The 20,806-nt window shown below is 63.4% G+C and carries 20 protein-coding genes; 11 read left to right on the forward strand and 9 right to left on the reverse strand.

Features of this window, described 5'->3' with window-relative positions; translation table 11 throughout:
- Positions 1-5: 5 nt before the first annotated feature.
- The 4 genes from RPMA_RS13755 to RPMA_RS13770 all read right to left on the reverse strand — a co-directional run bounded on the left by RPMA_RS13755 (position 6) and on the right by RPMA_RS13770 (position 3,859).
- The gene (locus tag RPMA_RS13755; protein WP_408056530.1) at positions 6-1,169 is read right to left on the reverse strand and encodes an MFS transporter; all 1,164 of its coding nucleotides are present in this window, start codon (positions 1,167-1,169) and stop codon (positions 6-8) included.
- Positions 1,170-1,377: 208 nt separating this feature from the next.
- Positions 1,378-1,761 carry an endonuclease domain-containing protein gene (locus tag RPMA_RS13760; protein ID WP_328516577.1) on the reverse strand — a complete coding sequence of 128 codons (384 nt, stop codon included), beginning with the start codon at positions 1,759-1,761 and terminating at the stop codon, positions 1,378-1,380.
- Between the two features lie 167 nt (positions 1,762-1,928).
- Entirely contained in the window at positions 1,929-3,146 is a 1,218-nt protein-coding gene (locus RPMA_RS13765; RefSeq protein WP_211913319.1) for a GGDEF domain-containing protein, read from the reverse strand.
- Positions 3,147-3,271: 125 nt separating this feature from the next.
- Positions 3,272-3,859 (reverse strand): TetR/AcrR family transcriptional regulator, encoded by a 588-nt coding sequence (locus RPMA_RS13770; RefSeq protein ID WP_211913320.1) that lies wholly within the window; start codon positions 3,857-3,859, stop codon positions 3,272-3,274.
- 200 nt (positions 3,860-4,059) lie between these two features.
- Between RPMA_RS13770 and RPMA_RS13775 the strand changes: the two genes are divergently transcribed.
- From RPMA_RS13775 to RPMA_RS13795, 5 genes are all read left to right on the forward strand, one after another.
- Complete coding sequence (locus RPMA_RS13775; protein WP_211913321.1) at positions 4,060-5,268, forward strand: efflux RND transporter periplasmic adaptor subunit; 1,209 nt, start codon at positions 4,060-4,062, stop codon at positions 5,266-5,268.
- A 125-nt stretch (positions 5,269-5,393) separates the two neighbouring features.
- On the forward strand, positions 5,394-8,630 hold the full coding sequence (locus tag RPMA_RS13780; RefSeq protein ID WP_211913322.1) for an efflux RND transporter permease subunit: 3,237 nt from the start codon (positions 5,394-5,396) through the stop codon (positions 8,628-8,630).
- A gap of 97 nt (positions 8,631-8,727) precedes the next feature.
- Entirely contained in the window at positions 8,728-9,717 is a 990-nt protein-coding gene (locus tag RPMA_RS13785; protein ID WP_211913323.1) for a Bug family tripartite tricarboxylate transporter substrate binding protein, read from the forward strand.
- A gap of 66 nt (positions 9,718-9,783) precedes the next feature.
- Positions 9,784-10,512, forward strand: coding sequence for a GrlR family regulatory protein (locus RPMA_RS13790; protein WP_211913324.1), 729 nt, complete (start codon positions 9,784-9,786; stop codon positions 10,510-10,512).
- A gap of 46 nt (positions 10,513-10,558) precedes the next feature.
- Positions 10,559-10,879: a hypothetical protein gene (locus RPMA_RS13795; protein ID WP_249225670.1), complete on the forward strand. Its 321-nt coding sequence runs from the start codon at positions 10,559-10,561 to the stop codon at positions 10,877-10,879.
- Here the strand turns inward: RPMA_RS13795 and RPMA_RS13800 are convergent, their stop codons facing one another.
- A complete protein-coding gene (locus tag RPMA_RS13800) occupies positions 10,880-11,434 on the reverse strand; it encodes a TetR/AcrR family transcriptional regulator (protein WP_211913325.1) in 555 nt (184 codons plus the stop codon).
- A gap of 228 nt (positions 11,435-11,662) precedes the next feature.
- On the opposite strand from RPMA_RS13800, the gene RPMA_RS13805 reads away from it, so the two are divergent.
- The 6 genes from RPMA_RS13805 (at position 11,663) to RPMA_RS13830 (ending at position 17,473) form a co-directional block, all read left to right on the forward strand.
- Positions 11,663-12,793 carry an efflux RND transporter periplasmic adaptor subunit gene (locus tag RPMA_RS13805; RefSeq protein ID WP_211913652.1) on the forward strand — a complete coding sequence of 377 codons (1,131 nt, stop codon included), beginning with the start codon at positions 11,663-11,665 and terminating at the stop codon, positions 12,791-12,793.
- 11 nt (positions 12,794-12,804) lie between these two features.
- The gene (locus RPMA_RS13810; protein ID WP_211913326.1) at positions 12,805-15,954 is read left to right on the forward strand and encodes an efflux RND transporter permease subunit; all 3,150 of its coding nucleotides are present in this window, start codon (positions 12,805-12,807) and stop codon (positions 15,952-15,954) included.
- Positions 15,955-15,964: 10 nt separating this feature from the next.
- Positions 15,965-16,222, forward strand: a complete 258-nt coding sequence (locus RPMA_RS13815; RefSeq protein WP_249225671.1) for a hypothetical protein — start codon at positions 15,965-15,967, stop codon at positions 16,220-16,222.
- Positions 16,222-16,551 (forward strand): DMT family transporter, encoded by a 330-nt coding sequence (locus RPMA_RS13820; protein WP_211913327.1) that lies wholly within the window; start codon positions 16,222-16,224, stop codon positions 16,549-16,551. The genes RPMA_RS13815 and RPMA_RS13820 overlap by 1 nt, the downstream gene beginning before the upstream one ends.
- A gap of 92 nt (positions 16,552-16,643) precedes the next feature.
- A complete protein-coding gene (locus tag RPMA_RS13825; protein WP_211913328.1) occupies positions 16,644-17,066 on the forward strand; it encodes a group III truncated hemoglobin in 423 nt (140 codons plus the stop codon).
- Positions 17,067-17,251: 185 nt separating this feature from the next.
- Positions 17,252-17,473 carry a hypothetical protein gene (locus RPMA_RS13830; RefSeq protein ID WP_211913329.1) on the forward strand — a complete coding sequence of 74 codons (222 nt, stop codon included), beginning with the start codon at positions 17,252-17,254 and terminating at the stop codon, positions 17,471-17,473.
- Positions 17,474-17,562: 89 nt separating this feature from the next.
- Here the strand turns inward: RPMA_RS13830 and yghU are convergent, their stop codons facing one another.
- From yghU to RPMA_RS13850, 4 genes are all read right to left on the reverse strand, one after another.
- Positions 17,563-18,444, reverse strand: coding sequence for a glutathione-dependent disulfide-bond oxidoreductase (gene yghU / locus RPMA_RS13835; protein WP_211913330.1), 882 nt, complete (start codon positions 18,442-18,444; stop codon positions 17,563-17,565).
- Between the two features lie 82 nt (positions 18,445-18,526).
- Positions 18,527-18,931 carry a GFA family protein gene (locus tag RPMA_RS13840; RefSeq protein ID WP_211913331.1) on the reverse strand — a complete coding sequence of 135 codons (405 nt, stop codon included), beginning with the start codon at positions 18,929-18,931 and terminating at the stop codon, positions 18,527-18,529.
- A 378-nt stretch (positions 18,932-19,309) separates the two neighbouring features.
- Positions 19,310-20,206: a subclass B3 metallo-beta-lactamase gene (gene bla / locus RPMA_RS13845; RefSeq protein WP_211913332.1), complete on the reverse strand. Its 897-nt coding sequence runs from the start codon at positions 20,204-20,206 to the stop codon at positions 19,310-19,312.
- A gap of 119 nt (positions 20,207-20,325) precedes the next feature.
- Positions 20,326-20,730 (reverse strand): DUF1801 domain-containing protein, encoded by a 405-nt coding sequence (locus tag RPMA_RS13850; RefSeq protein WP_211913333.1) that lies wholly within the window; start codon positions 20,728-20,730, stop codon positions 20,326-20,328.
- Between the last annotated feature and the right edge of the window lie 76 nt (positions 20,731-20,806).

Consider the following 20,806-nt stretch of genomic DNA (forward strand, 5'->3'; position numbering starts at 1 on the left):
GCAATCTACTCGGCCGGACTGACCTGCGCCGGACAATCGCTGCGATTGATCAAGCGCGTCAGCGTCATCGCGAGTCCGGCCAGCGCGACACCGGCAGCAAGCAGCGGCAGTTGGCCATAATGCACGCCGGCATTCAATGCGATGCCGCCGATCCAGGCGCCGGTGGCGTTGCCGAGATTGAACGCACCCTGATTGAGTGTCGAGGCGAGATTCGGCGCATCGGTGGCGGCGTCCACCACCCAGATCTGCAATGGCGAGACCAGCGCGAAGGCGATGCCGCCCCATAGCACCAGCAGGGTGATGGTCGGGATCACGAATTGCGCTGCGAGGGATAGAAGGCCGAGCACGACCGCAAGGCAGATGAAGGCGCCGATCACGGTGGACAGCAGATTCTTGTCGGCGAGGCGGCCGCCGATCAGGTTGCCGATGGTGAGGCCGACGCCGATCGCCAGCAGCGCGCCAGTGACGCCATGCGGCGTCAGGCCCGTGACCTCTTCGAGCAACGGCGTGATGTAGGTGAATAGGCTGAACATGCTGACCGAGGCGGTGGTCGAAATCAGCATCGGCAGCAGCACCGGCCAGCGTCCGAGCGCGCGGAATTCGCGGCCGAGTCCGCCGCGTGTGCCGGGCATGCCCGACGGCACGTAACGCCAGATGGCGATGAAGGCGATGACGCCGATCACGACCACGGCCCAGAAGGCCGAACGCCAGCCGGCGGCCTGGCCGAGCGCGGTGCCGAACGGCACGCCGAGCACATTGGCGAGGGTGAGGCCGGCGAACATCAGCGACACCGCCTGGGTGCGCTGTTCGCGCGGCACCAGATTGCTGGCGACGATCGCGCCGATGCCGAAGAAGGCGCCATGGGCGAATGAGGTGACGACGCGCGCCAGCATCAGCAGCCAGTAGTCCGGCGCGATGGCGCAGCCGATATTGCCGATGGTGAACAGTGCCATCAGCCCGAGCAATGCGGACTTGCGCGGCATGCCGGCCGTCGCCATCGCCACCAGTGGCGCGCCGACCACGACGCCGAGCGCATAGCCCGACACGAGATAGCCGGCCTGCGGGATGGTCACCCCGAGGCTGCGCGCCACATCGGGGAGGAGGCCCATGATGACGAATTCGGTGGTTCCAATGCCAAAGGATGCGGCGGCGAGGGCGAGGATGGGCAATGACGGACGGATGGAATCTCTCCCGAGGAAATATTGCGATGCAATATGTCGAGGAGTGCCATGGTTCGGTGCGCGAACGCAAATCCTGTGCGGGGAGGCTGCAATGCGCCCGGCGGCGATCTCAATCATGTGATCGTGACGCTTTTAGCCCTCCCCTGCAGGGGGAGGGTCGCTGAACGCAGGCGATGCGAAGCATCGCCGACAGCGTTCAGCGGGGTGGGGTGACCGTCCTCCGCCACACGCGCCGTCGATGCTTCAATGGCGCCGGCTCGGCGTCACGTCCGCCATGCAGTTCGATGTAGATCCGATCGAGCACGGCTGGCATCTCTGTCGCGATCTCCGAATTCCAGAAGCGCAGGACACGATATCCCTCGGCTTCGAGCCAGCGCTGCCGGATGAGGTCACGGCGTGCCTGTTCATCTTCATTGTGATGGCCGCCATCGAGTTCAATGATGAGATGTGCGGCCGGGCAGACGAAGTCGACGACATAGGGACCGATCGGCGCCTGACGTCGGAAATGACTTCCGGCGACCGGCATGTCTTTCAGAGCGCGCCACAAAGCGCGTTCGTGCGGCGTCGTGTTGGCTCGCAAGTTCTTTGCCGCTGCGCGGCGGAGCGATGCTGAGACCATGGAGCCTCGCTGTGGCGCTGTCACCCCACCCCGCTCGCTGCGCGAGCGACCCTCCCCCTGCAGGGGAGGGTGACGCTTCGCTGCGGCGACGGAGTGTTTTACTAGTATAGCTCGGAATGCATAGACGGCTAGTCGAACACCACATCAAGATGCTTCTCGCGTTTGCCGAGCACGTGGCAGGCGCGGGAGAGGTGATCGACGGGGATGCTGAGCTTGAAGCGTTCGGGGATGTCGGTGGTGCTGAACACGTCGATGCTGGCGCCCATCTCCGACAGGCCGCGTACGGTGCAGTCGATGGTGGAGTGGCCGGCATTGAAGGTGATGTGGCCGGCCTTGAAGACGCGGCGCATCAGGTCGGCCGCGACTTCCGGCGTGCGCCAGGCGATGCAGCGGTTGCGGCCGGTCTGCTTGGCCTCATACATCGCCGCATCGGCCCGGCGCAGCAATTCGTCGATGTCGGAGGCGGTGCGCTCCAGCGTGGCGATGCCGAGGCTGGCCGAAACCCTGAGCGGACCATCGGCGCCCATCACGGTGACGCCGGCAATGGCCTCGCGCACCTTCTCGGCCACGAGTTGCGCATCGGCGCGGTTGGTGTGCGGCAGCACGATGGCGAATTCCTCGCCGCCGACGCGGCCGATGGCGTCGGCCTTGCGCAACAGGTTCTGGCAGGCTTTGACGCAGGCAGCGAGCACGCGGTCGCCGATGTCGTGGCCGTTATTGTCGTTGATGGCCTTGAAGTGATCGAGGTCGAACATGATCACGCTGAAACTGTGCCCATGGCGCACCGCGAGCGTGATGCCGCGCGTGGCCTCGTCGCGCAGCGCGCGCCGCGACAGCGCGCCGGTAAGGCTGTCCTGCATCACCAATGCGCGGAGTTCGAGCTCGCTGAGCACGATGCCGGCGAGATCCTGCAGCATCGCGACTTCCGCCGCGCTGACGTCGCGCGGCTGCGCATCGAAGGCGCACAGCGTGCCGATCGCATGACCGCCCGGTGCGCGCAGCTGCGCCCCCGCATAGAAGCGGACATGGGGATCGCCGACGACGGCCGGATGATCGCGAAAGCGTGGATCGGCCAAAGCGTCCGGAATGATCAGCGGTGCCGTTTCGCGAATGGTGAAATTGCACAGAGCTGAATCGCGAGACGTTTCGCAGGCATCGAAACCCTGACGCGACTTGAACCACTGGCGATGGCCGTCGATCAGGCTGATGGTCGACATCGGCACATCGAAGATGTGGCGCGCGAGACGGGTGATGCGGTCGAAGGCTTCCTCGGGCGGCGTGTCGAGAATGTCGTAGCTGTCGAGCGACGTCAGACGTTCGCTCTCCCTGATATCGCTTACCTGCATCGCACCGTCCGTCACCAAGTCCCAGTGTCCGGCGGAGATCATACCGGGCACAGTGTGACCGACAATTGGCAGCCCGCGTTACCGAAGCATTAAGACGCTGTCGGCGAACGGGCGCAGTGCTACTATTACACCGGTGGCCAGCTTCGCATCGCCATATCGGCGAGTTTGCGCAGTTGTTCACGCGGTGCGCCGCCAGCGGCCTGCACGGCCATGCCTTGCAGGATCGCGGAAATGTAGCGCGCGAGATCGCCCGCATCGGCATCGGCGGGCAGATCGCCTTCGGCGACGGCGCGATCGAAGCGCGCACGCAGGTCCAGCTCGCCCTTGTTACGGCGGCTCGTCAGCTCCTGCTTGATGGTCTCGGCGGCTTCACCGCAGCACAGGGCGCCTTGCACAGCGAGGCAGCCCGGATTGTTAGGATCGGTAACGGCATTCACGGACTCATAGAGGATGTGTTCGACCACGCCGCGCGCAGTCGTCTTCTCCAGACCCGTGCGAAAATAGGCGCCGGGGCCATCGACATAGCGATCGAGCGCTTTGCGAAACAGCTCTTCCTTGTTGCCGAATGCCGCATAGAGGCTGGGCTTCGTGATGCCCATCGCCTCGGTGAGGTCGGCCATCGACGCGCCTTCGTAGCCTTTGCGCCAGAACACATGCAGCGCGAGGTCGAGCGCGCTGTCGACATCAAATTCGCGGGGACGTCCCATTGCCATGACGGGCCCTCCAAAGATTTCTACCGTTCAGTAGATATGTCCCTTGACAGTGGAAGTCGATAGTCCATCTATACCGGACGTTACGGATGTGTGCGTCGCAGCGTGGAATCCCGGAATCGGGTCGCCATCGCCGTGATGCTCTCCTTAAGTATTGGAATTCAAGGGCTTTTCAAGGCCCGAAACGTCACACGGGGTTCACAATGGCCTATTCTCTTGCTCGACATATCGCGCTCGGCGCCGGAATTATGGCGGTTTCGGTGGTAATTGGTGGTGGCGCAGCCTTGATGGACCTGTCGAATTACGCCGCGCAGGCCGAGACGGCGCCGCCGGCACCGCCCGCCGTGTCCGCATCTGTGGCGCTGGTGGAAGCCAAGGCGACCACGCCGTCCGACGAATTCTCCGGCCGCCTCGAGGCGATCGAGCGGGTGGAAATCCGTTCTCGCGTTGCCGGCGCCGTGCAGTCGATCCATTTTCGCGAGGGCGCGCTGGTGAAGAAGGACGATCTGCTGGTGCAGATCGATCCCGCGCTCTACGCCGCCGAAGTCGATCGCGCCCAGGGGCAGGTGTCTGCCGCGCGGGCGCGCCTGATCCTCACCAAGGCCGATTTCGGCCGCGGCCAGCAATTGACCAGCTCCAGCATCACGCAGCGCGATCTCGATAACCGGTCGAACGCTTTCCATGAGGCTGAAGCCAACCTGGCTGCGATGGAAGCCGCGCTGAAGACCGCCGAGCTCAATCTCAGCTACACGGAAGTCCGCGCGCCGGTGTCGGGCCGCGTCGGCAAGGTCGAGATCACCGTGGGCAACCTGATCGCTGCGGGGCCGTCTTCGCCGCTGCTGACGACGCTGGTGTCGGTCAATCCGGTCTATGCGAGCTTCAATGCCGACGAGCAGGTGGTGTCGCGGGCGCTGAAGACGCTCGCGGATGAAAAGACGCCGGGCGATATCGACCGCATTCCCGTCCAGATGACGACCATCACTGACGGCGCGCCACTGAAAGGCCGCATGCAGTTCATCGACAATCAGGTCGATCCGCGCTCGGGCACCGTGCGCGTGCGCGCCGTGTTCGACAATCACGATGGCCGACTGATGCCGGGCCAGTTCGCGCGGCTCTCGATGGGCCAGCCGAAGCCGGAGCAGACGCTGCTGATCAGCGAGCGCGCGGTCGGCACCGACCAGAACAAGAAGTTCGTGATGGTCGTCGATGGCAAGGACAAGGCCGAATATCGCGAAGTGCAACTCGGCGCGTCCGTCGATGGCATGCGCATCATTGTCGGCGGGCTGAAGGCGGGCGAGCGCATCGTCGTCAACGGTCTGCAGCGCGTGCGTCCGGGCGTCACCATCAAGCCCGAGATGGTCGCGATGAATTCCGCATCGTTGCCGCAGAACAAGGCCGTCGCCCAGAACTGATCTTTCGCCTTCCGCCATTCGCGCGGGAGGCTCGTTCGTACATTTTCGGACTTTAGCGCGGTCGCCATTCGGGACCGCGACAGTCTCCTGCGCCCTGACGGGGCAGATCGCATCGGATATCAGCCATGAATTTCTCCCGTTTCTTCATTGATCGCCCGATCTTTGCCGGCGTGTTGTCGGCCGTGATCTTCCTCGCGGGCCTGCTGGCGATGCCGGTGCTGCCGATTTCGGAATATCCCGAAGTGGCGCCGCCGACCGTGGTGGTGACGGCGAATTATCCCGGCGCCAATCCGAAGGTGATCGCGGAAACCGTCTCGACGCCGATCGAGGAGCAGATCAACGGCGTCGAGAACATGCTCTATATGAGCAGCCAGGCGACTACCGATGGCCGCATGACGCTGAACGTCACGTTCCGTCTCGGCACCGATCCCGACAAGGCGCAACAGCTGGTGCAGAACCGCGTCTCGCAGGCCGAGCCGCGGCTGCCGGCGGAAGTGCGCGCGCTCGGCGTGACCACCATCAAGAGTGCGCCTGATCTCACCATGGTCGTGCATCTGCTGTCGCCGAACGACCGCTACGACATGACCTATCTGCGCAATTACGCCGTGCTCAACGTCAAGGATCGCCTTGCGCGCATCGAGGGCGTCGGCCAGGTGCAGCTGTTCGGCTCGGGCGACTATTCCATGCGCGTCTGGCTCGATCCGCAGAAGGTCGCCGAACGCGGATTGTCGCCGGGCGATGTGGTGCGCGAGATCCGTGCGCAGAACGTGCAGGCGGCAGCCGGGCAGGTGGGCGGTTCGCCCAATGAGCCCGGCCTCGACCTCCAGCTCTCCGTCAATGCGCAGGGACGTTTGCAGACCGAAGAAGAGTTTGGCGAAATCATCGTCAAGAATGGCGACAATGGCGAAGTGGTGCGGCTGCGCGACGTTGCCCGCATCGAACTTGGTGCTGCCGATTACGCGCTGCGCTCCCTGCTGAACAACAAGTCCGCGGTTGCGATCCCGATCTTCCAGTCGCCGGGCTCCAACGCCATCCAGATCTCCGACAATGTCCGCAAGACGATGAAGGAGCTGAAGGAGAACATGCCGGACGGTGTCGCCTATGATATCGTCTACGACCCCACGCAATTCGTCCGCGCTTCCATCGAGGCGGTGATCCACACGTTGCTGGAAGCCATCGCGCTGGTGGTGCTGGTGGTCATCCTGTTCCTGCAGACCTGGCGCGCCTCGATCATTCCGCTGATCGCGGTGCCGGTTTCGGTGGTCGGCACCTTCGCCATCATGCATGTGTTCGGCTTCTCGGTGAATGCGCTGACGCTGTTCGGCCTGGTGCTGGCCATCGGCATCGTGGTCGACGACGCCATCGTCGTGGTCGAGAATGTCGAGCGCAATATCGAACGCGGGCTGAATCCCAAGGACGCGGCCTATCAGGCCATGCGCGAGGTGACCGGGCCGATCATCGCGATTGCGCTTGTGCTGGTCGCCGTGTTCGTGCCGCTGGCGTTCATCACCGGTCTCACCGGGCAGTTCTACAAGCAGTTCGCGCTGACGGTGGCGATCTCGACGGTGATCTCCGCCTTCAACTCGCTGACGCTGTCGCCGGCGCTGGCGGCCTTGCTGCTGAAGGGCCATGACGCGCCGAAGGATGCGCTGACGCGGTTCATGGACAAGACGCTGGGCTGGTTCTTCGCCCGCTTCAATCGCTTCTTCGCGAAAAGTTCGGATGCCTATGGTGGCGGCGTGAAACGCGTGATCTCGCGCCGTGCCGTCGTGATGGGCCTCTATCTCGCGCTGGTGGGCGTCACCGGCTATCTGTTCCACGCCGTGCCGGGCGGCTTCGTGCCCGGCCAGGACAAGCAGTATCTGGTCGGCTTCGCGCAGCTGCCTGATGGCGCCACGCTGGATCGCACCGAAGAGGTGATCCGCAAGATGGGCGACATCGCGCTGAAAGAGCCGGGTGTCGAGAATGCGATCCAGTTCCCGGGCCTGTCGATCAATGGTTTCACCAACTCGTCGAATTCCGGCATCGTGTTCATCGGCCTGAAGTCGTTCGACGAGCGCAAGGACAAGGCGCTGTCGGGGAATGCCATCGCGCTGTCGCTGAACAAGAAATATGCGGGCATGCAGGATGCGTTCATCGCCATGTTCCCGCCGCCGCCGGTCGCCGGCCTCGGCACCATCGGTGGCTTCAAGCTGCAGATCGAGGATCGCGCCGGTCTCGGCTATGAGGCCCTGAACGACGCCACCAAGGCGTTTATCGGCAAGGCCATGCAGCAGAAGGAGCTGGCCGGCCTGTTCTCGAGCTACCAGATCAACGTGCCGCAGCTCTATGCGGATGTGGATCGCACCAAGGCGCGCCAGCTCAATGTGCCGGTGACCTCGATCTTCGACACGATGCAGATCTATCTCGGTTCGCTCTATGTGAACGACTTCAACAAATTCGGCCGCACCTATTCGGTGCGCGTACAGGCCGACGCGAAGTATCGTGCGCGGGCCGATGATATCGGCCAGTTGAAAGTGCGTTCGGACAGCAACGAGATGATCCCGCTGTCGACGCTGCTGCGCGTCAAGGAAAGTGCAGGGCCGGAACGCGCCATGCGCTATAACGGCTTCCTGTCCGCCGACGTGAATGGTGGTGCTGCACCCGGCTATTCGACGGGGCAGGCGCAGGATGCCGTCGCACGCGTGGCCAAGGAGACGCTGCCGAAGGGCATCGACTTCGAATGGACCGAACTGACTTATCAGGAAATCATCGCCGGCAACTCGTCGCTGATCGTGTTTCCCGTGGCGCTGCTGCTCGTGTTCCTGGTGCTCGCGGCGCAATACGAAAGCCTGACGCTGCCGCTCTCGATCATCATGATCGTGCCGATGGGACTGCTCGCCGCCATGTTCGGCGTGTGGATCACCAAGGGCGACAACAACGTCTTCACCCAGATTGGTTTGATCGTCCTTGTAGGGTTGTCGGCGAAGAACGCGATCCTGATTGTGGAATTTGCCCGCGAGCTGGAATTCGCCGGACGCAAGCCGATCGAGGCCGCCATCGAGGCCAGCCGCCTGCGTCTGCGGCCGATCCTGATGACGTCGATGGCCTTCATCATGGGCGTGGTGCCGCTGGTGACATCGACGGGCGCAGGCTCGGAAATGCGCCATGCGATGGGTGTTGCGGTGTTTGCCGGCATGATCGGCGTGACCGCCTTCGGCATCTTCTTCACGCCGATGTTCTACGTGCTGCTGCGCGCCATGTCTGGCAACCGTCCGCTGACCCAGCATGGCGAAGCGACGGTGGACCAGAACGCGCCGCTGGCTCCGGCATCGCATGACGGCGAGCCGCGCGCGCACGCCGCGTTGACAACGCACAAGTGAGGCTCAGACTGTCTCTCACGTAAAACATCACGCGCACAAAAATTCCGGATGCCGCAATTCTTGCGGCATCACGGCGCGCGGATTTTGGGAGAGAAACATGACGACCGATCGCCTCACCATGTCTCGCCGCCATGCACTCGCTGTGCTTGGAGCCACCGTCGCCGCTCCGCATGTCGCCATGGCACAGGCCCCGTGGCCCAACCGCAGCGTGCGCTATGTCGTCGGCTTTGCCGCCGGTGGCGCGACTGACACGCTGTCGCGTATCTTCTGCCAGAAGATGAGCGAGATGACCGGCCAGCAATTCGTGGTCGAGAACCGCGGCGGGGCCGGCGGCGTTCTGGGCGCCGATGCGGTCGCGAAATCGCAGCCGGACGGCTACGGTCTCGGCATGGGCTCGATCGCCACCAATGCCATCGCTGTCGGCACCTATGCCAAGCTGCCCTATCAGGCGGGCAAGGATTTCACCTTCATCAGCGGGCTCTGGCAGTTGCCGAATGTGCTGGTGGTGAAGAAGGACCTGCCGGTGAAAGATCTGAAGGAATTCATCGCGCTGGCGAAGGCGAGCCCCGGCAAATACAGCTACGCCTCGCCCGGCATTGGCACGACGCTGCATCTGTCCGGCGAGATGATGAAGAGCGCAGCCGGCATCGATCTGCAGCACATCACCTATAAAGGCGGTAATCCCGCCATGGTCGATCTCCTGGCCGGGCGCGTCGATACGCTGTTCGACAATCTTCCGGGCTCGCTGCAACAGATCAAGGATGGCGCGGTGCGCGCGCTGGCGGTGACGACCACCAACCGCAGCCCGGCGATCCCCGACGTTCCGGCAGTCGGCGAAATCCTGCCGGGCTACGAGCTGACCTCCTGGGTGGCCCTGTGCGGCCCGGCCGGCATGCCGGCGGATATGGTGGCGCGGATCAATGAGCTGGCGCTCAAGGCGCTGAAGGATCCAGCGCTGGTGGCGAAATATGCCGAACTTGGCGCGCAGCCGTTCCCGACTTCAACCGCCGAGATCACGACATACCGTGACAAGGAAGAAACACGCCTGCTTCCGGTGATCAAAGCCGCCGGAATCGTCCCAAGCTGACAACCTGCGCTTTCCTTCACTGCACGATATCGCCTATATTGCGAAAAGCGCAGTGGGGAATGGTCGGTGCGGACCGGATTTTACAAGTGCGAGTATCACGTCAACGAGGCGCTCGGGCGCAGCGTGATGTATGTCGGCGACGGCAAGATGCTCGGCGGCAATTCCGGCTTTGCGCATATCGGAACCTACCGCTTCGAGGGTGATCAGCTGGTCGCCGAGATCGAAAGCCGCCGGCACTGTTTCGAGCCCGACTACCAGTCGCTGCTCGGCCAGGACGTGGCGACGATCAGCGTGACCGGCCGTGCCTGCGGTGACACCTATCGGTTCGAAGGTGGATCACCGCAGATGCCTGGCGCGCGCTTCCGGTCGTTGATGACCAATCTCGACGACAGCGAGCTGCCGCCGGCCGGTGAGATCGGCGAGGGCGGCATCGCCAACGGTCTGTATTCCATGCAGCTGCGCACCCTCGATGGCATCGATGGCGGGCTGACCGGCGTGATGCTGCTGCAGGACGGCCGCATCCTCGGCGGCGATGCCTCGTTCTACTATCTCGGCGCCTATTCCTCGGCCGACGGCCGCTGGAAGGGCGAGATTCTCAATCAGGAACATACGCCGTCGCTGGGCGAAGTGCCCGTGTTCGGCGGCTATGAGATCGGCATCGGTTTTTCCGGCACCTGCGACGCCGAGGGCGCCGAACTCGACGCCACGGCGCTCGCCGGCAAGCGCAGCCTGCGGCTGCATGCGAGCCTGAAGCTGATCCGCCGGGCCGGTGTCGCCGCGGCCGAAGCCGCCTGACGACAGGCAACCATTTGTTTCAAATTCGCTGATTAGGGTGCGCGTGATGAGTCGCGGTCGCGATTCCTCGATCGCTGCTCTGGAGCCGTCCGTGAACGAAAGCCTGATTGCCGTCTGTCAGCTCTTCCTGATCCCGCTGACCATTCTGTTCGCCGCAGTCGGCGTCGCCAATGCGCGTTTTGTGAAACTGCTGGTGTGCCTGCTCGGCGTCGGCCTTGCCGGGCTCTGGCTCTATCGCGTCTATCTGTGGACCGGCCTGTCGCTGATCGATCGCCGCACCGGTTACGGTCTCGCCGGATCGTTTGCACTCTGCTGGGTGCTGACCCTGCTGCACCAGATCAAGAGCAGTTTTGGGGGCGGTCGCTGATCATCTGACCGTCATGGCGAGCAACCGCGTGCGCAACTGATCGCGGGGAATGCGCAGGTCGGCCGGCACCTGCTGCAGGTCCGCGAGCCAGATGCCATCCGCGGCATAGCGGACGATTTCCAGTTCGGGCGCCGCATCCGTGGTGCGATGGCGCTCGAGGCGAGCGCGCAGCCAGTCCGACCAGTGGATGCGTGCGACCGGGTCCGTGATCAGCGCGATGCAGGTGGATTCGAGCGCCGGGGCGTAGTCGGCCATTGCAAGATTGGCGATCACATAGGCGCGGGTGAAGCAGCCATAGCTGTCACCGTCCTGTGCCAGTGTTGCTTCAATAACGGCATCGAAACGGTCGAGCTGATCCTTCAGCACCGCCTCGATCAGCGCCTGCTTGTTGGGGAAGTGATGAAACAGGCCGCCTTTGGTGACGCCGGCTGCATCGGCCACCGCCTGCACCGTGACGGCCTGCAGGCCGCATTCGGTTGCAAGCCGCGCCGCGCAGTCGATCAGCGCGCGGCGGACCAGTTCGGGTTGCTTCTTGCGTTCGTGGCCTTCGGTCATCGGGGCATCTGGCCGGGCGGGGCTCCTGGTTGCAAGCGGTATCGCTCACGGGATCGTGCTTTGCTGCGTTGCGAAAAATCAGCTTGAAATGCAAACCAACCAGATGGTATGTTTCGAATCCGAGTCAATGACCTGATGCAGTTTCCCGCCGTGAGCGCCTTCGGGCCAGCTCCGGCGTTTTCTTTGATGGTGGCATAAGTGATTAAAGATAAAGCGTTTTACATCCGCATGGGCGGTGCGCTGGCAGTTACCTTGATGCTGGGCGGCTGCGGCGACGGCAAGCAGGCCGGCGCCGAGCAGGCCGCGCCGGTAACGTCGGTGGGGGTGGTGACGGTGGCGCCGGAAACGCTGCGGATCGTCAACGACCTGCCGGGCCGTATCGCGCCGACTCGGATCGCCGAGGTGCGGCCGCGGGTTGCCGGCATAGTAGTGGAGCGGGTCTTCAAGCAGGGCACCATCGTCCGCGAAGGCGATGTGCTCTATCGCATCGATCCCGCACCGTTCCGCGTCCGCGTCACCAGTGCCAAGGCGGCCTTGCAGCGTGCCGAGGCGACGCGCGTGCTGGCAAAGCAGCAGGCGGATCGGCAGACGCAGCTGAAAGAACGCGACGTCACCACGGGCCAGCTCTACGACCGCGCGGTCGCCGAACTCGCGCAGGCCGAGGCCGACGAGATGTCGGCGCGCGCGGGCCTCGAAACCGCGCAGCTCGATCTGCAATATACCGAGGTCCGTGCGCCCATCACCGGCCGCATCGGCCGCGCGCTGATCACCGAAGGCGCGCTGGTCAGCGTCGGCGGCAGCGAGAGCCTCGCCACCATCCAGCAGCTCGAACCCGTCTATGCCGACTTCACGCAATCCGCGAATGAATTGCTGACGCTCAAGCGCGCCGCGCAAGCAAGCGTCAAGGCGCAGGGGGGCGATGCCGCCGATGTCCGCCTCCGGTTCGACGACGGTTCGGAATATGCGCAGCAGGGACGCCTGCTGTTTTCCGAAGCCGCGGTCGATGCGACGACGGGGCAGGTCACGCTGCGTGGCGAATTCCCCAATCCGGACGGCGACCTGTTGCCGGGCTTGTATGTGCGCGTGCAAATCGTGCAGGGCGAGCAGAAGGATGCGCTAGCGGTGCCGGAGCGCGCGCTGCAGCGCGACCCCGGCGGGCAGGCGCAGCTTTATGTCGTCAATGCCGAGCGTAAGGCCGAGCTGCGCAACGTGACGCCGTCGCGTCTCGTGAACGGTCGCTGGATCATCAGAGATGGGTTGAAGGCTGGCGACAGCGTCGTCGTGGAAGGTTTCCAGACACTCGCGCCCGGCGCCACCGTCGATGCGAAGCCGTGGCGTAGCCAGACGGCAGCGAAGTAAGGCGCGATCTTATGTCGAATTTTTTCATCGCACGGCCGATCTTTGCCTGGGTGGTCGCCATCTTCATCATGATCGCCGGCGTGCTGGCGATTCCGAATTTGCCGGTGGCGCAATATCCGAACATCGCGCCGCCGCGCATCGCCGTCACGACCAGCTATCCCGGTGCTTCGGCCGAGGAGATCTATCAGGGCGTGACGCGGCTGATCGAGGATCAGCTCAACGGCATTCCCGGCCTGATGTATTTCGAGTCGACGGCAGACGCGACCGGCGCCATCCAGATCGATGTCACCTTCCAGCCGGGCACCACCATCGCGCAGGCGACGGTGGATGTGCAGAACCGCATCCGCCGCGTGGAGTCGCGGCTGCCGCGCGCGGTGACCCAGCAGGGCATCATCGTCGAGGAAGGCTCGATCGCGTTCCTGATGTTCATCTCCATGCAGACCACCGATGGCAGCATGGATAGTATCGCGCTCGGCGACTACATCACACGCAACGTACTCAGCGAAGTCCGTCGCGTGCCCGGTGTCGGCAAGGCGCAACTGTTCGGCACCCAGCGCTCGATGCGCGTCTGGATCGATCCCGATAAGATGCTGGGCCTCGGCCTGACATCGTCGGACATCACGGCCGCGATCACCGCGCAGAATGCGCAGGTCTCGGCCGGTCGTATCGGTGCGACGCCCAATCCGGTGTCGCAGGAAGTTTCGGCGCCGGTACTGGTCAAGGGACAGCTCGGGTCGCCCGACGAGTTCGGTGCCATCGTGCTGCGCGCCAATCGCGACGGCTCGTCGGTGCGGCTGCGCGATGTCGCGCGTGTCGAGATTGGCGGCGAGGACTACAATTTCGCCAGCCGCCTGAACGGAAAGCCGGCGGCCGCCATCGGCGTGCAGATGTCGGCGACGGGGAATGCCTTGGCGACGTCGGAAGCCGTCAACGCCAAGATGAAGGAGCTGTCGAAGTTCTTTCCGAAGGGGCTTACCTACGAAATTCCCTATGACACGACGCCTTTCGTCAAGGCGTCGATCGAGAAGGTGCTGCACACGCTGGCGGAGGCGATCGGTCTCGTCTTCATCGTGATGTTCCTGTTCCTGCAGAACTTCCGCTACACGCTGATCCCGACCATCGTGGTGCCCATCGCGTTGCTTGGCACCTGTGCGGTGATGTTCGCGACCGGGTTCTCGATCAATGTGCTGACCATGTTCGCCATGGTGCTGGCGATCGGCATCCTCGTCGACGACGCCATCGTCGTGGTGGAGAATGTCGAGCGACTGATGGCGCAGGAGGGATTGTCGCCACGCGCGGCGACCATCAAGGCCATGAAGCAGATCAGCGGCGCCATCGTCGGCATCACGGTGGTGCTGACGGCGGTGTTCGTGCCGATGGCGTTTTTCCCCGGCGCGGTCGGCATCATCTACCGGCAGTTCAGCCTCACCATGGTGGTGTCGATCCTGTTCTCGGGATTCCTCGCGCTGACGCTCACACCGGCATTATGCGCGACGTTCCTGAAGCCGATCCCGAAGGGGCATCACGAGAAGGGCGGCTTCTTCGGCTGGTTCAATCGCGGCTTCGATCGCCTCGCAGGCAGCTATCGGGGAACGGTCGGCTGGGTCACCAATCGCACCGGCCGCATGATGGTCGTCTATCTCGCGCTGCTGGTCGGTCTCGGCTGGGCCTATGTGCGGCTGCCATCGGGCTTCCTGCCGACGGAAGATCAGGGTTATGTGATCACCGACATCCAGGCGCCGCCCGAAGCGAGCCAGTCGCGCACGCTGGAATCCGTGAAGCAGGTCGAGAGCGTGTTCCTGAAGGAGGAGGGCGTCGCCAGCATGTTCACCGTGCTCGGCTTCAGCTTCTCCGGCAACGGCCTGAGTTCGGGCCTTGCATTCCCGACGCTGAAGGACTGGAGCGAGCGCAAGGCTAAGGATGCCGCGCCGGAGATCGTGAAACGCGCCAATGCCGAATTCGCCAAGATCGGCGATGCCATGGCCTTCGCGTTGTCGCCGCCGCCGATCGAAGGTCTCGGCAACTCCACCGGCTTCACCTTCCGCCTGCAGGATCGCAGCAGCCGCGGATCGGCATCGCTATCCGCTGCGGCGGAGCAATTGATGGCCGCAGCCGGCAAGAGCCCGGTGCTGGTGGGCATGCGTATCGAGGGGCTGTCGAATTCGGCGCAGCTCAATCTCGTGATCGACCGCGAAAAGGCGAATACGTTCGGCGTGTCCTTTGCCGACATCAATGCGACGGTGTCGGCAAGCCTCGGCTCGTCCTACATCAATGACTTCCCGAATGCCGGCCGCATGCAGCGCGTCACCATTCAGGCCCAGGACGAACGCCGCATGCAGGCGGACGACCTGCTCAAGCTGAATGTCCGTAACGCCAGCGGCGGCATGGTCCCGCTGTCGGCTTTCGCGCGCACGGAATGGGCGAAGGGGCCGGTGCAGGTGGTCGGCTTCAACGGCTATCCGTCGATTCGCATCGCCGGTGATGCCGCGCCGGGCTTCTCGTCGGGTGACGCGATCAAGGAGATGGAACGGCTGGTCGGTCAGTTGCCGGATGGTTTCGGCTTCCAGTGGGCCGGGCAGTCGCAGCAGGAGATCGAATCCGGCAACCAGGCGCCGTTCCTGCTCGGTCTCAGCGTGCTCTTCGTCTTCCTGTTGCTGGCGGCGCTGTATGAGAGCTGGTCGATCCCGCTCTCGGTGATGCTGGTGGTGCCGCTCGGCATCATCGGATCGCTGCTCGCGGTGATGCTGCGCGACATGCCGAACGACATTTATTTCAAGGTCGGCCTGATCGCGATCATCGGCCTGTCGGCAAAGAACGCGATCCTGATCGTGGAATTCGCCAAGGAGCTGCATGCCGAAGGCAAGTCGCTGCGCGAGGCGGCGATCGAGGCGGCCTATATCCGTTTCCGGCCGATCCTGATGACGTCGCTGGCTTTCATCCTCGGCGTGACGCCGCTGGCGATCGCCACCGGCGCCAGCGCCGGCAGCCAGAACGCCATCGGCACCGGTGTGCTCGGCGGCATGATCTCGGCCACCGTGCTCGCGGTGCTGTTCGTGCCGGTGTTCTACGTCTTCGTGCTGAAACGCATGCCGGGGCGCAAGCGGCCCGAAGCGCCGGTCGATGAGCACGCGGCGGCCGCGCCGGGATCGACATCATTGTAAGGAGTTGGCCATGCGTCGCATGATTTTCGAAGCACCCGATCTCGATCCGGACTGGCTCACTTATGGCGACCGCGTGCGCATGAGCCCGCTTGGTCTCGCGCGGCATCCAACCTATGGCGCGCGCGAGGGCGTGATCGTGGGGATGGGGACGCCGAGCAGCGTGCGTGTGAAATTCGATGAGCGCGTCACCGTGCAGGCCATCCATCGCGACTATCTGGAGCGGGCGCCGGTCGCGCAGCGCGCACCGCGAAAGATGGGACGCGGGTGATGACCTATCTCTATCTGACGGTCGCGATCCTTTGCGAAGTGCTGGCGACCAGTTTCCTCAAACTGTCGGACGGCTTCAGCAAGCCGTGGCCATCCCTGGTCACCGTCGTCGGCTATGCCGTGTCGTTCTATTTCCTCTCGATCGCATTGCGCGACATCCCGACCGGCGTCGCCTATGCGATCTGGTCGGGCGTCGGCATCGTGCTGGTGACGGGCATCGCCTGGGCCTTCCAGGGCCAGAAACTCGATCCGGCGGCCCTGTGCGGCCTCGGCCTGATCGTCGCGGGCGTGATCGTCATCAATGTGTTCTCCAGCGCCACGGTGCATTGAGGGGGCCGCAATTCCGTCCGCGGGTTGCGCCAGATCAATTCCGGGGCGGTCCATGGTTGCCGGCGGGGGCGCCGTGACCTACATCAGCGGGCATGAGCGAGCCCCAGACCAATCCCTTCGGCATTTTCCATCCGGCGATCAATGAAGAGAATATCACGCTGCTGGTGCGGACCTTCTATGGCCGCGCGCGCGAGGACGATCTGATCGGGCCGATCTTCAATGCCGCCGTGGCCGACTGGGATCACCATATCGCGCAGATCGCCGATTTCTGGTCATCGATGATGCTGAAGACGGGCCGCTACAATGGCCGCCCGATGCGGCCGCATCTGATGCTGCCGCTCAAGGGCGAGCATTTCGACCGCTGGCTGCAGCTGTTCGAGCCCACCGTGCATGAGATCTTTCCGGCCGAGGTGGCCGAGATGTTCATCATCCGCGCCCGCCGCATCGCCGACAGTTTCGAAATGGGCATCGCCACCACGCGGGGCGAGATCGCGCGGCCCCGTCATGCCGTCTAGAGTTGGATTCATCTGCGATGAAGCCAACTCTGGTTTTTTATTTGTCAGAGCATGATCTTATCCGAAAACCGGTATCCACTTTTCGGGATCATGCTCTCAGAATGGTAAGCCGGTGATGGATCGCCGGCATTGCGGGAACTACCGGTTCGGCTAGGCTGCAACTCCAACAAACCGGGAGTCGCTCCATGAAACGCCTGTCTGTCCTCGTCGTGCTCAGCCTGTTTTCCGCCAGCCCCGCTTTCGCCCAGGCCTGCAAGGCCGTGAGCGCCGACGGCAAGCCGCTGGCCGGCGCGGCCAAGACCAGCCACATGAAGAAGTGCTGCGAAGACAACGCCAAGAGTGCCGAAGGCAAGGCGCTCTCCGGCGCTGCCAAGAAGAGCTCCGTCGATAAGTGCATGAAGGGCTGAGCCCGCGCGCGACAGCTCGCAATATGCAAAAAGCCCCGCGTGAGCGGGGCTTTTTCGTTGGTTCGGCGTGAGGACCAAGCCTCGTCAGATCAACCTTTGGCGCCCTGCGCCTCGATCTTGTCCTGCGTTTTGGTGGCGAAGTCACCGGCATCGTGACGCTCGCGGAGCTGGCCCGCCGGATCGCCCGACGCCTTGTTGACCATGCGGCCGCGCTTCACGGCAGGGCGGGCACCGATGGCCTTGGCCCAGCGCTGAAAGTTCTTGTAGCTCTGCACGTCGAGAAAGGTGCCGGCATCGCCATAGATCACGCCTTCGGCAAGGGCGCCGTACCAGGGGAAGATCGCCATGTCGGCGATGCTGTAGTCCTTGCCCGCGATGAATTCATTGTTGGCGAGTTGGCGATCCAGCACGTCGAGCTGGCGCTTGGTCTCCATCGCATAGCGGTTGATGGCATATTCGATCTTGAACGGGGCATAGGCATAGAAGTGACCGAAGCCGCCGCCGAGGAACGGGGCGCTGCCCATCTGCCAGAACAGCCAGGACAGGGTCTCGGCGCGCGCAGGACCATCCTTCGGCAGGAAGGCGCCGAACTTCTCGGCGAGATGCATGAGGATGGCGCCGGATTCGAACACGCGGAACGGCTTGTCGCCGCTGCGGTCCATCAAGGCCGGAATCTTGGAATTCGGATTGACATCGACAAAACCGGAACCGAATTGGTTGCCATCGATCTTGATCAGCCAGGCATCATATTCGGCGCCGGTGTGGCCGGCTGCGAGCAGCTCCTCGAACATGATCGTGACCTTCTGGCCGTTCGGGGTCGCCAGCGAATAGAGCTGGAAGGGATGCTTGCCGACCGGCAGCTCCTTGTCGTGGGTCGGCCCGGCGATCGGCCGATTGGTGGAGGCGAAGGCGCCGCCATTCTCCTTGTCCCAGGTCCAGACTTTCGGCGGCGTATAGGGGGCATCGGTCATTGTCGGCTCCGGGCACGATCGGGTTATCCGGCACAGGTGGGGATCGATGCAATTGCATTCAAGTCTGGGAAGGGGCCAATTTCTACCAATCGACCAGTTTGTCGTCGCCACCGAAGGCAGCCGGCATATTGGCGTAATGCGGCAGCCCATCCTTCACCGGCGCAACCGCGCTGCTGCAATGGATATGCAGGGTCGGCGCGAAGGCTTCCTTGAGCAGATAGCCGCTGACGGAGCGCATGCCGATCTCCGGCAATTCGATGAGGACGCGCGTGCTGCATTTGGCGCAATTGACCCGGGGTGTCCGCTTCAGAGTGAAGGTCGTCGTGTCTCCGCTAACGAGCTCGACGCCATCTGCGGGATAGATCGCCTCCGCCACATAGGCTGCACCATGCACGGTCTGGCAGTCGGCGCAGTGACACCAGAAATGCGAGATCGGGTCAGCGGAGAGGCGAATCTGAACGGCATTGCATGGGCAGCTGAGGATCATGGGACATCTCCATCGGTGTCCCATGAGTATCTGCCGATCGACGCCGCAAACAACCGCATGGTGATGCGGCATTTGGCTCGCAGCCGAAGCCCGACTACATCACGCGTTTGACCAGCGAGGTAATTGCCGCCGTGTAGCGACCGTTGGCGCTGTAGTGATCGACCACATAGAGAACGAACAGGGCGACGAGGCCCGCACCGATGAACTCATATCAACCTGCAAATCACTTTCGAAATGCAGGCATTGTTCGGTGATCAGTTGGTGCGTGCTACATGGAACCCGCCTGCACAGCATGCCGTCCACATGGAACCGGCGACGCATATGCTGCGAGCGGTAGCGGGGCACGACGTCGCGACGTCGTTCGATGATGAATGTGCGTCACTGCTTCTGCAGGGCGGCCGTTTGTTTTGCGAGTTGCTTGTCAAAATCCTGCTCGAGCGCCGACACATAGGTCACGTTCTCGCCGGGTTTCACGAACGGATTTGGCGCGCCGTCCTTCATCGCCGCGCGCTTGGCCTGCATGCCGTAGACTTCCGGATGCGGGCCGAGGAACACGTCGATTTTCATCGCCTTCACCTTGGCATAGGTCGCGCGATAGTCATCGACGATGCCGGCATGAGTCGGCTGTCCGACCAATTTGTTCAGCGCCACCGTGCCGCTGCAGAAGAACAGCACGTTGCGATCCTGGCCGCCGTCCTTCACCGTCATGCTCCAGCTCGTGCAGCCCGGGGAATGGCCCGGCGTCGCGTAAGCGGTGAGGGTGGTGTCGCCGAGCGTGACCTTGTCGCCGTCCTTCACGGTGCGATCGACCTTCACCGGAGGAAAGCCGATATCCCTGTTCTGCTCGTCGCCGGGATAGGTGCCTTGCTCGAGCAACGGCTTGTCGCGCTCGCCTGCGATAAGTTGTGCGCTGGTATCCTTTTTGATTTCGGCGAAGCCACCGGTGTGGTCGAAATGCGCGTGCGTGTTCAGGATCAGCTTGATGTCGCCCTCCTTGAAGCCGAGCTTCTTGATGTGATCCTTGATCATGCCGGTGGACTGCGGAACGCCGGTGTCCATCAGGATCAGGCCGCCGGAGGTCTTGATGACGTAGATGGCGAGGCCATCGGTGCCGACATAATAGATGTTGTCGATTAGCTGGAACGGCTCATAGGGCGCCGTCCATTTCGCCATCACCTGGGCGAGGAAGTCCTTCACGGTCTGGGCATGTGCACCCGATACCGACAGGGTAAGTGCAAGCACCGACGCCGACAGCGCCGTGGTCAGCTTCTTCATGGGGGTTCCCGTCCTGATTTTCTTGTTGGCCTTTGAACGTCCCGATTGAAGCGCGATTTGGACGGAGGGCTCAAGGAGGAACTGAGGCGTCGCGATCACGGAGACGCGATGACGGGCCGTTACTTAGGCTTGCGCTTCGGCGGCTTGCTGGCGTTGAGCGCGACCGCTGCGCGGATCAGCGCCTTGAAGGCGTTCTCGTCGATGCTGTCGCCGTCATGCAGATCGATGGCACGCCGGACATTGCCGTCGAGACTGGCGTTGAACAGGCCGGTGGGATCGTCGAGTGCTGCACCCTTGGCGAAAGTGAGCTTCACCGCGCTCTTGTAGGTCTCGCCGGTGCAGATGATGCCGTCACATTCCCACACGGGAACGCCCCGCCATTTCCATTCCTCGACGACATCTGGAACGCTTTGTTTGATGAGCGCACGCACATGCGCCAGCATGGCGCCGCGCCAGTCACCGAGTTCGCGAATGCGGGCATCGATCAGGGCAGACGGAGAGACGGCTGCGGCTGCTTTCGTCATGGCGAAGTCCCCGTGGCGGGCGACGATTAGGTAACGATCATTCCGGGGCGCGTGCCCCGGAATGATCTCGCGGTGC

This window comes from Tardiphaga alba (genome assembly GCF_018279705.1).
Taxonomy (GTDB): domain Bacteria; phylum Pseudomonadota; class Alphaproteobacteria; order Rhizobiales; family Xanthobacteraceae; genus Tardiphaga; species Tardiphaga alba.